Source organism: Ureibacillus chungkukjangi (assembly GCF_003217295.1).
In the GTDB taxonomy this organism is placed as follows: Bacteria; Bacillota; Bacilli; order Bacillales_A; family Planococcaceae; genus Ureibacillus; species Ureibacillus chungkukjangi.
In genome coordinates this window covers 15,214-28,899 of record NZ_QJTJ01000012.1, presented here as the reverse complement: position 1 = coordinate 28,899, position 13,686 = coordinate 15,214, and the positions used below count along the sequence as shown (strand labels likewise).

General features: G+C 36.8%; 12 protein-coding genes and 1 pseudogene. All 13 read right to left on the bottom strand.

The features are described from left to right. Nucleotides 1-3 precede the first annotated feature (3 nt). The 13 genes and pseudogenes from BJ095_RS10230 to BJ095_RS10165 all read right to left on the bottom strand — a co-directional run bounded on the left by BJ095_RS10230 (nucleotide 4) and on the right by BJ095_RS10165 (nucleotide 13,496). Entirely contained in the window at nucleotides 4-750 is a 747-nt protein-coding gene (locus tag BJ095_RS10230) for a WecB/TagA/CpsF family glycosyltransferase (protein ID WP_181418032.1), read from the bottom strand. 14 nt (nucleotides 751-764) lie between these two features. After that, nucleotides 765-1,688, bottom strand: coding sequence for an O-antigen ligase family protein (locus tag BJ095_RS10225; RefSeq protein WP_181418031.1), 924 nt, complete (start codon nucleotides 1,686-1,688; stop codon nucleotides 765-767). Between the two features lie 302 nt (nucleotides 1,689-1,990). Continuing rightward, nucleotides 1,991-2,680 carry a sugar transferase gene (locus BJ095_RS10220; protein ID WP_285842039.1) on the bottom strand — a complete coding sequence of 230 codons (690 nt, stop codon included), beginning with the start codon at nucleotides 2,678-2,680 and terminating at the stop codon, nucleotides 1,991-1,993. A gap of 44 nt (nucleotides 2,681-2,724) precedes the next feature. After that, entirely contained in the window at nucleotides 2,725-3,723 is a 999-nt protein-coding gene (gene rfbB / locus BJ095_RS10215; RefSeq protein ID WP_107932936.1) for a dTDP-glucose 4,6-dehydratase, read from the bottom strand. A 15-nt stretch (nucleotides 3,724-3,738) separates the two neighbouring features. Beyond that, complete coding sequence (gene rfbA, locus BJ095_RS10210) at nucleotides 3,739-4,632, bottom strand: glucose-1-phosphate thymidylyltransferase RfbA (protein WP_107932934.1); 894 nt, start codon at nucleotides 4,630-4,632, stop codon at nucleotides 3,739-3,741. 81 nt (nucleotides 4,633-4,713) lie between these two features. Continuing rightward, nucleotides 4,714-5,399: pseudogene (locus tag BJ095_RS10205) on the bottom strand (WbqC family protein). Nucleotides 5,400-5,498: 99 nt separating this feature from the next. Then, the gene (locus BJ095_RS10195; RefSeq protein WP_107932929.1) at nucleotides 5,499-6,410 is read right to left on the bottom strand and encodes a methionyl-tRNA formyltransferase; all 912 of its coding nucleotides are present in this window, start codon (nucleotides 6,408-6,410) and stop codon (nucleotides 5,499-5,501) included. A gap of 40 nt (nucleotides 6,411-6,450) precedes the next feature. Then, a complete protein-coding gene (locus BJ095_RS10190; RefSeq protein WP_107932927.1) occupies nucleotides 6,451-7,677 on the bottom strand; it encodes an ATP-grasp domain-containing protein in 1,227 nt (408 codons plus the stop codon). A 1-nt stretch (nucleotide 7,678) separates the two neighbouring features. Further along, nucleotides 7,679-9,163, bottom strand: a complete 1,485-nt coding sequence (locus BJ095_RS10185) for a lipopolysaccharide biosynthesis protein (RefSeq protein ID WP_107932925.1) — start codon at nucleotides 9,161-9,163, stop codon at nucleotides 7,679-7,681. Then, nucleotides 9,153-10,118, bottom strand: coding sequence for a glycosyltransferase family 2 protein (locus tag BJ095_RS10180; RefSeq protein WP_235867631.1), 966 nt, complete (start codon nucleotides 10,116-10,118; stop codon nucleotides 9,153-9,155). Before BJ095_RS10180 ends, BJ095_RS10185 begins: the two co-directional genes overlap by 11 nt. A gap of 196 nt (nucleotides 10,119-10,314) precedes the next feature. Then, nucleotides 10,315-11,220 (bottom strand): LCP family glycopolymer transferase, encoded by a 906-nt coding sequence (locus BJ095_RS10175; RefSeq protein ID WP_107932924.1) that lies wholly within the window; start codon nucleotides 11,218-11,220, stop codon nucleotides 10,315-10,317. Between the two features lie 78 nt (nucleotides 11,221-11,298). Continuing rightward, nucleotides 11,299-12,189, bottom strand: coding sequence for a UTP--glucose-1-phosphate uridylyltransferase GalU (gene galU / locus BJ095_RS10170; protein WP_107932922.1), 891 nt, complete (start codon nucleotides 12,187-12,189; stop codon nucleotides 11,299-11,301). Nucleotides 12,190-12,206: 17 nt separating this feature from the next. Beyond that, nucleotides 12,207-13,496, bottom strand: a complete 1,290-nt coding sequence (locus BJ095_RS10165; RefSeq protein WP_107932920.1) for a glucose-6-phosphate isomerase — start codon at nucleotides 13,494-13,496, stop codon at nucleotides 12,207-12,209. Nucleotides 13,497-13,686: the final 190 nt, after the last annotated feature.

The following is a 13,686-nucleotide window of genomic DNA, read 5'->3' as shown; positions in this document are numbered from 1 at the left end:
CCACTATGGGTTTGATAATTTAATAGAAAATACCTTTGCTATATATTTCATATTGCCAAATATATAGCGTTTAAATAACCGTCTCGGTTCCTGCATCAGTCTAAAAAGCCACTCAAATCCGAGCTTCTGCATAAAAAGAGGTGCTCTTTTAACATTGTTCGCATAGTAATCAAATAATCCGCCGCATGTAATAATTGCCTGTACTTGAAGGGAATCGAAATATTCATCGACCCATTTTTCTTGAACTGGATTTCCAAATCCAACGAAGAGAATATCGATATTTTGAGCATTGATGTCGTTAATAATTTGTTTGCTGTCTGCAATCTTATCAAAATATCCATGATGGGTCCCCACTATTTCAGTATGTGGATATCTATTGGCGAAATTCGATTTTACTCTTTCAGCTGTATCCCCTTTACCGCCTAGTAGAAAAATTCGAAGTGGTTTTTTATGTCTATTCAAATAATCTAGTAATGCAGGAAAAAGGTCTGTTGTGGCAATCCGTTCCACCGCCTGGGGTATCTTCAGGATCTTTTGTGCGTAGATGACCCCCATCCCATCAACGTATACTAAATTTTTTTCCTTATTTATTAATTTACGGTAATCAGCATCTGACCAATATTGAAGCATACAATCCGAGTTAATAGCATAATAGGTTTGCTTTCTACGACTTTCAATATTCGAAACGATTAATTCAACCAATTGTTTTTGTGTATTTAAATACAATTCCTTTTCAATATAATTTCTCATTTTGACTTCATTCCTCATTGAATTATCGTCTTACTTTGCTGAGAAAAGGCTTGCTTATTATTAAAGAGAAGACCGACAAATATAAAATACAGAACGATTAGCCAATTAGATCCATCAATATCCTCTACTGCAAATAGGGCAGTCATCAATATTAGACTTATCTTGACCAAAAGCTCGGCCCCGTTTAATTTTACTAATAGAATTTTAATATTGATAACGATGAAAAGCATTAAACCAATAACAAAACCGACAATTCCTGTTTTATAGATAAAACCAATATAAGTTGAATGTGATCCCAAGGGGTACCCTAGTATTGAGCGATCCTTAATGCCCATCCCAATCAGGGGAGAATTATCGAAACTTACTCGAATACTTTCTAGCATTAAATAGGTACGGCTATCGTTACTTCCCTCTCTTGCTTGAAGTAATTCCTCAACAGCCTGATAAATCGTATCGACCACACTAGAATAAAAGAACATCAGCACTAAAACTGATAAAATACTACATATTAAAATAATAAACTTTTTTCTATCTATCTTTTTATAGAGGTAAACGAACACAAAAACGATAATCCCTACTATAAAAATAAGATAGCCGCTCCGTGAATAGGTACTAATAATCGGTAACACACCGGCCAGCAGTAAAAGTACACGAAGAATTTTGTTTTGAAAGCTCTTTATGTGCCAGTAGTAAAGTGGATATAAAAACAAACTAAACATAATAATTAAGTTTGGGTATTCCATAAAGCTAACAAATCGAAAAACCTCATGATCATTAAACCATTCGGAATAATGCAGCATTTTCCCGAAAATAATCACTTCCCGAAGCCCTACAATATAAAATAGAAAAACACTCATTACCCACAGACCGATTAAGATTAAATAATTCACAAAGGCAATTTTCGTCAAATCCTTAAAGCGAATCGAACTATCCTTCATGACGAGGTAGAATAAGAGCCCCACCATCCAGATCATAAGTGAATTCAGCGTTGCTAACAGTCGTTCACTACTGAACGATGAAAACAAGATATTATTAGTAACGGAAAAAATATAAATCGTAATATAAAAAATTACTAAATACGAAACTAGGTCAAAATATATTTTTCCCCTACTTAAAAACAGCACAAGTAAAATTCCAAGCAAGACAAATTGTACTTCCTTCGGGGAAAAAATCAGCGGCCATAGTAAATAGAATATTAAGAAATCATTTTTTAGTATTTTAGCCAATATATATCACCATTTTAATATGCATTTTTGGAGCCAAATAAGACGAATACCGTTTTAAAAATTAGGAGTACATCCACCAAAGTATTTCTTTCACGGATATATTTCAAATCTAATTCGATCCATTGTTCAAAATCCAAGCTGCTTCGTCCACCCACCTGCCAATAACAGGTTAAGCCTGGCTTTACTCTTAAACGCTGCATTTCATAGGCATTGTATTCAGCAACCTCATCTGGAAGAGGTGGTCTAGGTCCTACGAGACTCATTTCTCCTCTCAGTACATTGATTAGTTGAGGCAATTCATCAATACTTGTTTTCCTTATCAATCTGCCTACTTTTGTTACTCGAGGATCATCCTTCATTTTAAAAACTGGTCCAGTTGCTTCATTTTCCCCAAGCAACTCTCCCTTAATAGCCTCTGCATTACTGACCATTGAACGGAATTTGTACATGTAAAATTCACATCCGTCTTTACCTGTACGTAATTGTTTAAAGATGACTGATCCATTCTTATCTTCAAATTTTAGTAGAATTGAAACAAAAAGTAATAGAGGAGACAAAACAATCAAACCAATAATTGATAAACAAATGTCCATCATTCTTTTAGTAATAAAGTAGAGTAGATTGTTTTTGATTACGATGGGCTCTACAGATTTATTATTGTGATTTTTTTTGGAGTCAGTTTCATGAATTGTAGAAATATCCAAAGATACTCACCAACCCTTATAAAAAATAAATAAATCCTGTACGATTAATTTTGGATATGCTTTTCTAAAAGCAGTGGCTCCCACCATTCTCGGTGACATAGATACCACTGCACCGTTTCCTCGATTCCTTTTTCAAAGGAGTATTTTGGTGTCCAGCCCAATTGTTCTAATTTTGTCGGGTCAATGGCATAGCGCTTATCATGGCCTAATCGGTCCTCCACAAATTCAATCAACGTCTCTGGCTTACTAAGAGAACTTAAAATTGTTTTCACTACCTCAATATTTGTTCGCTCATTATGTCCCCCAATATTGTAAACATCCCCATTTACACCTTCATGCAATATTTTATCTATAGCAGTACAATGATCATATACATGTAGCCAATCACGCACATTGCAGCCATTCCCATATACGGGAATCGACTTTTCCTGATAGGCCGATAGAATCGTTAAAGGGATTAGCTTTTCCGGATATTGATAGGGACCGTAATTATTAGAGCAGCGAGTAATATTCATTGGCAATCCAAAGGTTCTATGGTAAGCCTGTACTATAAAATCTGACGCAGCCTTACTTGCACTATAAGGACTATTTGGCTGAATCGGTGTACTTTCTGAAAATAACAAAGTGGCATCAAAATCCAGTTCGCCATATACCTCATCCGTCGAGATGTGAACAAATTTTTCAACCCCGACCTTTAAGGCTGCATCCAGTAAAGCTTGCGTACCCATTATATTCGTTTGCAAAAAAAGAGAGGGCTCGTTGATTGACCTATCTACATGGCTTTCTGCTGCAAAATGGAGGACAAAATCAAATCGCTCCCTTTCAAACAAAGAAATCATCTTAGCTCGATCTACGATATCTGCATGAATAAAATGATAATTTTCATTGTGCTTAATGGCACGATGCTTTAACAAATCTCCTGCATAGGTTAAGGCATCTAAATTATAAATATCGTAATCTGGATATTGGTTCACCATATAGTGAACGAAATTACCGCCTATAAATCCTGCTCCACCTGTTACTAGTACCTTTTTCTTTGGCAAGGCATCTTCCCCTTTTTAGTTTGCTGTTATAAAGGAATAATCGATAGTTTGTGAGACTTCCATCAAGTATTTACCGTAATCTGTTTTCATGAGCGGTTTAACAAGTTCTAATAATTGTTCTCGATTGATATAGCCACTGCGATAAGCAATTTCTTCAACACAAGCGATATATAGTCCCTGTCTTTTTTGAATCGCTTCAACGAAATTAGAGGCTTCCAGTAGAGACTCATGTGTCCCGGTATCCAACCAGGCTAATCCCCGCCCAGTCAGTACGACCTTTAGCTTCCCTCTTTTTAAGTACTCTTCAAGAATTGACGTAATTTCCAACTCTCCGCGCTCTGAAGGCTGTACTTGTTTTGCTATTTCTACAACCTGATTATCAAAGAAATATAATCCTGGAATAGCATAAGAGGATTTTGGATTTTCTGGTTTTTCTTCTATTGAAATAGCATTCTTATTTTCATCTATCTCTACTACGCCATATGCCCTTGGATCATTGACATAGCAGCCATAAATCACACTTCCAGAAGTAACTGCAGCTGACTCTTTTAATAGCGTGCTGAAATTCGAGCCATAGAAAATATTATCCCCTAATACTAAGGCAACTGGAGAATCCCCTATAAATTCTTCTCCAATGATAAAAGCCTCTGCCAGTCCATTCGGTTCTTCTTGCACGATGTACTCAAAGTGCATGCCCAATCGACTACCATCACCTAAAAGATCATTAAAAGCATCGATATCTCTAGGAGTTGAAATGATTAAAATTTCTCTAATTCCTGCCAGCATTAAAACCGACAAGGGATAGTATATCATCGGTTTATCGTAAACGGGAAGTATCTGTTTGGAGATAGATTTTGTAAGTGGATACAATCGGGTACCCGAACCACCTGCTAAAATGATTCCTTTCAAACATTCACCTCTTCTATTTAGTCACTTCAAAATTCGTTTAGCAATTATCCATAAACCTGATGAAAATTCATCAGGTTTTGTTTAAGAGATTAGTTCATACTGATCTAGCATCTCTGTAATAGTTGATAGATCGTTAAACATCATAATATCGATTATTGAAAGTCCTGGTACGAAGTTTTTGTCGAACTGGTTATAGGGTGTAAGTTTGGATTGAATAAATTTAATATCGATTCCCTCGTCTAAATATTTTTGTTGGTTATAAAATTCAATGCCACCTATACCATTGATATACCTTGTCGCATTGGAATCCATAGAAACGTGCAAACCCCAGTCATCGGATTCACTTGCGTTGTCGATATGAGGGAAGTTTTCCGAAAATAGCATTATGTTTGTATCAATGCCTAAATAACTACAAATCATTTTGATCAATCGAGTATTAAAGTCGCTTAAGTTCGTTTCACTTTGTGCAAAACTTTCTTCTAGCAGCTCTCGCACAACCATATAATTTGGCGCATTTTTGTAATAAAAGCATTGATTCAAAATTTTCTCTTTCCAATCCAAATCATTGTTAATCATAATATCTTTAATCTTTGTCTCTCTTTGCGCCTTACGAACAGGATGAAGACCGTCTCCTTATGCTCATTTAAAATTCGATTACGGTTCATCCAGCTACGTCTTACATATTGAGCATTATCGAAAATAACAAATTCATCCACAGATTTAATAAGCTGAAAATAACCTATATAAGGGAAAAAATAGGGCTGCATGAGTGCGATATTCATCGTAATTTCCATTCTCCTTTAATAGGTAAAACCCCCAGTAATTAATTTAATAATTCTTGTAACGCTCGATAATCTAGCTAATAATTACCCAACCACTTTAGCAAAGCCTTTTTTCACTTCTTCACTTTGTTCCATCGTCAGCTCCATATAGATTTTCCCTTGGCCGCAACTTACAAAGTACTGTGAATCTTCTTTAAAAACTTTACCTAACTCGAATGGCGAGTCTTCACAACTGTAATTTAGAATTCGCCATTTTTTGATATCCCCTTGAATTTCAGATAAATCAAAGACATTTAACCAATTTTGAGTGCCTCTTAACAAATGCCAAATCCTCACAATATCCCATGTTTCCCAGTCAATAATTTCTTTATATTGCTCTGGACGGATTTGTCTGGCTCTTTTTGTTGAGCCGTCTACCTGTTGTTGGATACTTGGTGCACAATCCTTTTCGATATCCTCTATCGCTCTTAGCAGCAGCTCGATTCCTATTTTGTTGATAAGGTTATCGAAAAACTCTTCTTCTGTAGCTCCAATCGGTAGGTTAATACTCTCCTGATAGATGATATTGCCTGTGTCTTCGCCTTCATCGATATAGTGCACCGTGACGCCTGGATTTAAATCGAAATGGTAGTACATCCAAAATATAGGGTAGCCCCCACGATATTTTGGCAGTAGCGATGGATGCAAATTGATGCAGCCCTTCTTTGGAATATCAATGATATTTTTCTTCAAAAGCTCTGACATACCAAAGATTACTATTAAATCGGGTTCCAATTCTTTTAACCAGTTTTCGAAGTTCACGCTACATCCATCATTCATGAAATAATAAGGAAGATTTCTTTCTGAACAAAAATCTCGTAATTGATTCGTTTGTTTTGACGGATTCTTTCTCTTACTTTCTACTAATCCAACCACTTTTGCTGACTCCAAAAGCGAATGCAGTACCTGAGTAACCTCCATTGTTATAAATACTACTTTCAAATTGGATTGCTTCAATTTTTGATCATCTCCACACTATTAAAGTGATTTTTTTCTATTAAATAACGCTAGATAGAGATAATGTATCTCCTACCTTTACTTTCACAAAATTCGTCACATTTTCCATAGTCTCAACCATTTCTTCCATTGAGGAGAATTTCAAAAGCATGATTCCTAACCCTGCATTTCCACCCGTTAGTGCTGAAATACGATCGCCTTTTTCTACAAATAATTCATACTCAACCACATGATTCTTTTCGAAATCTGTATCAAATTCAACACCGTTAAAAACTCCGCTGTCAGCACTATTGATTAGATAATTGGACCAATATCCCTTTGTCTTAGCCATTGTTAAATCACTACAGTCTTCTCCCAGTGCAGCCTTAATGGTATATTCAATCAAATCTACTCCGGTTGCATATTGGATGACTTTTGGAAGCCAGCCACCACCATTTCGTGGACCCATCTCGATGACATGGACATCTTCGTTTTCATCGATTTGAATATCAAAATCATAAGGGCCAGTTTTCATATTTAGTAGAGTTAACACTTTTTGAATCTCATCGTGAATTTTAGTTTCCAGACGTTCGGGCATTGTGCTGGGCCATGTAGATGCAACTGGAACAAATGGATTTAAGTCTAATTTGGAAAAGTAGGTATTCGCAAAGCTTCGAAAGACGAGCTTTCCATCTACTGAAAAACCATCTCCGGAAATGTGGGATCCATCTTTCTTAATATACTCTTCAAGAATAAATCGTTTGGATTTCGAATAACTTAATGCCTTTTCTACTAATTCCGGAAGCTCGCGAATTGAATTGAACTTGGCAACACCTCTACTGCCTGAGGAATCAGCTGGTTTAATCATTACTGGCATTTTGAAACTATGAAAATCAGCCTGAGCTTCTTCTAATGAGGAATAACCTTTTGATCTTGGTGAAGTCAAATTATGCTGGGATTGGAATTCTCGGAACAAATCCTTCTGAATCATTGTTTCTACAGACAAATAGGGCTGATTTTCAAATCCTAATTTTTCAGCTACATATGCAACTGTTGCGGCTGCAAGATCCGACTCATAGCAAACAATTCCGTCGATTCCTAATGACCTCGCTAGATTCAATACCCCATCTTTATCGGTAATGCTGACCTGATAGGACTCATCAGCATACCGGTGACCTGGATTGTCTACAATCGGATCACAGGTAATAACATAATGTCCCATTTCTTTCGCCTTTTTGATCATGGGAATTTGTGTATTTCCCCCACCAAGGACTAATAATTTTTTCATTTCACACCTCATTATGAATGCTATAGTTTGATTTTCTTTTACGCCGCCACAACAGTTCCTTTGTGGTAGTCAGTAGATATGAAAAAGACTCCATTTTAAACATATTGGATAGAACGACATATAAAAGCACTCCTAAGAACATTTGAGTCATTAAAGTTATTGGTGCTGACAGGCCGATCCATTGTATTGGGTAAACAAAAGCCCCCATTAATAAGGAGAGTGTTAAGGATGGGAAAAGATCTCTCCATTGCTCCTGAAAACTATAATCGAATAGCTTCGAGTTGGGGTACGTATTTATAAATGTTGCGACTACTCCACCAACTAAGGCACCGATTGCCATAGCATGCACTCCAAAAGGAATACAAATGGCTAGAATCGCAATACCTACAATCTTTTTGACAATTTCCAGCTTCAAATAAATATCGCTTCGTCCAAGTGCATTCATAGCCTGTAAATTTGCAGTATGAATTGGCCATAAAGCATATACACCGCAAAAAATCTGAATAAACGGAACAGAAGGCAACCACTTTTCTGTCAATAAAACAATGACTAAAGGCTTTGCAATAACCGCTAGTCCAACCATCATTGGAAAGATGATATAGGAGCTCGTCACAATTGACCTTCGAACCATTTCCTTGATTCGTTTTTTATCATCCTGAAAAGCTGACAAAGCAGGCAGCATCACCGACTGAATTGACCCATTTATGTTATTGATTATCAGATTCGGAAATTGTTCGCCCCGATTGTAAAAACCAACTATGGCAGGGCTAAAAAACTTCCCAATACTAAGAATCATTAAATTCGCATAAAGCGTATCAATTACAGCTGAGACCATTAGCTTCCAACCATATGAAAACAACCCTTTGACTCGCTTCCACGAAAAGAGAAGCTTTGGTCTCCAGTCAACAGTAAAAAGTAAAATCAATGCTGCCAGAAGTTGATAGGTTAACTGATGCCAAACTAAAGCCCAGAGTCCAAAATCGGCAAATGCCATCCCTATCCCAACAGCGCCAGCTATAATAGCGGCACATAAACTACTAAAAAATAGCTTTCTAAACTGCATGTTCCGCGCAATAATGGCGTTTTGTATGGAAGTAAACGATCCAATAAATAATGTTAGTGAGAGTAATCTGATGAGATTTATTAGCTGAGATTCATCAAAAAATGCTGCTATAAAAGGTGAAGTGAAATAGAGTAGGATATATAGTATCGTTGAGATAAGTAGATTAGTATAAAAGGCAGATGAAAAATCGGTATCATCTACACTCTTCTTCTGAATGAGTGCTGTGTTCAAACCACTTTGTGCTAATAGATTTGCTAAAGAGATAAAAACAGTTACCAGAACAATAATTCCGAACTCCTCAGGCAACAAAAGCCTAGCCAGCAGAACCATCACGATAAACTGGATACCGTAGACCCCGCCTCTTTCTAATAGCTTCCAAAAAAGCGAAGAGATAACTTTACTTTTTGTGATGTCATACTCCACTCAGCCACCGCCTGTTTTTCCTTAAAAAGCTTGAAAAATGTGGCGTATATTCATCGATGAATAAAATCAATTTTCTTTTAATATTTAGTTCCTTATAATGCTGCTTATACTTACCTTTTTTGATTTCTTTAAATTTTCTCTGCTGGGTTAACAGTACGATTTCATTTTCTATTTTTCTTCTATCAATTGCAGTGTCATATTGAAAGTTTGTATATTGGTTCAGTTCATCCAGCATTAACGAAATTTCCTGATAATGTTTGATAGTCTTATGGAAATTCGCTAGATTTTTACCCGTCCATGATGTACTATCTCCAACCCTATAGGCAGACATATATTCGTCCATATAATAGACGTCACCTACTAATGATAAATAGATAGCTAATGGATAATCACTCACTGTGGCATTTTCATAAAACTTTGGTTTGAACATTGAAAATTCCGTTCTGAAAAACATCGAATTGGTAATGAAAAGCCCTCCGCCACCTTCAATGATTTCTTCAGGTGTAAAGTACTTGCTTTGTCTACTTGGTCTGTTATATTGAAGGATTTTTTTGTCGTAGGCATTTACGACATATCCCCCATGTACACACAAGCTGCATTTGGGATGCTTCTCCATAAACTCTACTTGTTTTTGGAGCTTTGAAGGGTCGGACCAGTAATCATCCCCCTCGCAAATGGCAATATACCGTCCATTTGCCCTTTCATAATTTAGTTTTTCTACCGCTATCCCTCTAGAATATTGATTTTCCGTTTGATAGATTGGCTTAATAATCTCTGGATACTGTTTTTCATATGCTTTAATAATTTCTGCTGTTCGATCAGTAGAGGCATCATCATGAATCAAAATCTCGAACCTAAAATCTGTTTTTTGCATTAAAAAACTTTCAATCGCATCACCAATATACTTTTCATGATTAAAAGCAGTGCAGCTAATACTTACTACTATTTCGTTCAATAATGATCCTCCTAAACAAATTTCAGCCAAACTTTTTTGCTACCTCAATCAAGTTAGAAAATCCTAAAGCAAATCATTTTTTTAGGAAAATTTTATCAGTAACAGCTATCTAGTTTGCATTCTATTCATTTCGCTTTGGCTATATAACCTACTAAAATAGAAAATAGAGTAGCAGATAGAATCTTTGCTTTTGATATTAAATATCCAATTGAGTTTTTAATGTATCCTGCAGCGTTTTTAGTTCCTCTTCATTTGGAATATAGTAATATATTTCATTCATCATCGAGCCTGTTCCATTGTTTAGGTAGAGCTGCTCAATATTGGCGAAACTATTTCGATAGTCCTTTTGTATGTTGAGGAGCTCATCAAAGGTAATACTCATTTCTAAATTATTTTCTAGTGTATCCATGATAGATTTGTAATTGAATACGGTATTCAAGGAGCGACTCTTTTTTAGGACCTGTTGAATGACTTGTTTTTGTCGATTTTGGCGGCCGAAATCTCCTTCTGGATCATCATAACGCATTCTGACATACTTCAAGGCTTTTTCCCCGTCTAGCTCCAATTGTCCAACAGGAAAATTCTCATCTTCATAGAAAAATTCAAAGGCATTGTCAACCTCGATGCCACCCACGATATCAACAATTTCCACAAAGCTCTCCATATTAATTTTCGCTACGTAGTCTATTGGGATATCTAATAACGCCTCCACAGAGCTTACTGCCATTTTCACGCCGCCATATGCATAGGCGTGATTAATCTTATCCTTTGAATTTGTGCCAACAAGCTCGGTATACGTATCCCGCGGAATACTTAACATCTTGGTTGTTGCAAGCTCTGGATTTACCGTCAGTACAATCATCGTATCGGATCTTCCCTGATCCCCTTGCCTTTCGTCAACTCCAAGAATCAGGGCTGAGAAAGGTTCCTTTTCCGTCACATCAATGGCTTTTTCTCTTTTAACAGATAATTCATCATGAAATGGGGTGTACACTACTTCGACCGTTTCCTTTACATCGCTATAGACCTTATAGGAAATGGTCAAACTGACAGCAATAATGACAAGCCCCCCCAGCGCTAGCCACTTCCATATTTTTTTCATCCTTCTACCCCTTTACAACCAGTGCCAAATTTAAAAATAGTTATGATAAGAAGCTTATATATTCACAGATGTTTTTAATCAAACTCTATTGTTTGAATAGGCTCTTTTAGCCAGGATCTCCCGAAGTAATTCCTCCACTTGAGGACCAATCTCTTCATGCTCGATTGCAAATTCCAGTGTTGTACGAACAAAGCCTAATTTTTCACCTACATCATAGCGTTTCCCTTCAAAATCATAGGCATAGACTTTTTCCATTTCGTTTAACCGTTGGATAGCATCTGTTAACTGTATCTCTCCCCCAACGCCAGTTTCTTGCCTCTCTAAAAACTGAAAAATTTCAGGAGTTAAAATATATCTTCCCAGGATTGCTAGATTAGAGGGTGCCGTACCTTGTTCAGGTTTTTCTACAAAATTTCTTACCTGATACAATCTACCATCTCGTCCGATAGGGTCAATAATTCCATATCGATTGGTTTGGCTATCTGGAACCGTTTGAACTCCTATTACGGAGCTGTTAGTAGCCTCATATTGCTCCATTAATTGTTTGATTGCGGGCTTTTCACTTTGCACCACGTCATCCCCTAAAAGCACTGCAAAAGGTTCATCCCCTATAAACTTCCTTGCACACCAGACTGCATGTCCAAGTCCTTTCGGTTCTTTTTGTCGGATATAATATATTGCAACTCCTGGAGGCCCTTGAATTTTTTCAAGCAAATCCAACTTCCCCTTGCTCTCTAAGCTACTCTCTAATTCCATATTCCGATCAAAATGATCTTCTATGGCACCTTTCCCTCTCCCTGTAACAATCATAATTTCTTCAATGCCCGATAGTACTGCTTCTTCCACGATGTAATCGATTGTAGGGCGGTCTACTATTGGGAACATTTCTTTTGGTATCGCTTTTGTTGCAGGTAGGAATCGAGTCCCTAAACCTGCTGCTGGAATAATCGCTTTTTTCACTTTTTGCAATATACTTTCCCCATTTCTTAGCTCACAATTGTTTTTTCATTTAATAAGTCCCTAATCTTCGTTTTATAGGCTTCAACACCTGGCTGATCAAATGGATTCACATCCTGTAGATAAGCACTGATGGCACAAGCTTTCATGAAGAAGTAAAGGAGATAGCCAATATGAAAGGCATCTAATCGCTCTAGCTCAATCTGAATAATGGGAACGCCCCCTTCAAAATGGGCTAACACTGTCCCCTGTTCAGAAATATGGTTAATGTCATTGAAGCTGCGATGACTTAGATAGTTTAGTTGATCATCATCGAGCTCATTAAATGGCAAATGACAATCCTCCGATAGATGCTTAAAGCTAAGGAAGGTCTCAAACAAAAGTGGATTTCCCTCTTGTACATACTGGCCAAGTGAGTGTAAATCTGTGGAGTAGTTGACTGACGCTGGAAATAATCCCTTTTTTTCTTTCCCTTCACTTTCCCCAAATAGCTGCTTCCACCATTCATGTATATAGGAAAGACATGGCTCAAAGGAAGCTAATAATTCCACTTGATAACCGCGGGAATAGAGCTCATATCGAAGCACTGCATAACGATAAGCCTCGTTTTTTTCTAAGTCTTCTTCGTTTAAATCAATGACTGCTTGACATGCTCCTCGAAGTATTTCGGTAATATTAATGCCTGCAACCGAAATTGGAAGTAAACCGACTGGTGTTAGCAGTGAGTAGCGCCCACCTATATTTGAAGGGATATCCAACATGCGATATCCTTGTGCCAACGCAATTTCTTTTAAAAGTCCTTTTTCCGAATCCGTTGTGACAATAATTCTATTTTTAGCATTTTGTCCATAGCGTTCGATGGAGTAATGTCTTAATACACGGAAGGCAATGGAGGTTTCTAGAGTTGTGCCTGATTTAGAAATAACATTTACGTAAAAGTCTCGATTATGTAAACTCTCGACCAATCGTTTCATATAACTCCCACTTAGGTTATGTCCGACAAAGAGGACTTCAATTCCATTCTCTTTCTTCGTAAAATTGGGAGCTAAAGCTTCCTGTACTGCCTTTGCTCCTAAATAGGAGCCACCTATGCCTATCACGAGTAAAACATCAGCATTTTCTTTTATTTCATCAGATAAATTGTGAATTTCATCTACTTCTTCAGCTGTAATATTCAATGGCTGCTTTAACCATCCTGTTAACTCATCTTCAACTTCCTCCAGATGATGATGGATCAATGAAATAGAATGTCCAAAGTTCATGAAATCCATATCAAACAACCGCTCATTAAACTTCGTTGACAGATTTAGATGCGTCAATACATTCTTCCCCCCAAAAAATATAAATCCATTGACTTAAAATATTGAAATGTATTACGGAATACGAAAAATTCATAGTACTTGCCTCTCTTATCTATCGCAAATCGACGTACATAAATTGGAAATTGACTAGGAGAGGAAAACTAATAACTAAAATACTCTTAATACTATAGAAGCATTTGTACTAGAA

Bases quoted from the DNA above. Each gene is read 5' to 3' on its own strand.
- BJ095_RS10230 (WP_181418032.1), bottom strand. From the start codon at position 750: ATGAGAAATTATATTGAAAAGGAATTGTATTTAAATACACAAAAACAA.
- BJ095_RS10225 (WP_181418031.1), bottom strand. From the start codon at position 1,688: ATGAAGGATAGTTCGATTCGCTTTAAGGATTTGACGAAAATTGCCTTT.
- BJ095_RS10190 (WP_107932927.1), bottom strand. From the start codon at position 7,677: ATGAAAAAATTATTAGTCCTTGGTGGGGGAAATACACAAATTCCCATG.
- BJ095_RS10175 (WP_107932924.1), bottom strand. From the start codon at position 11,220: ATGAAAAAAATATGGAAGTGGCTAGCGCTGGGGGGGCTTGTCATTATT.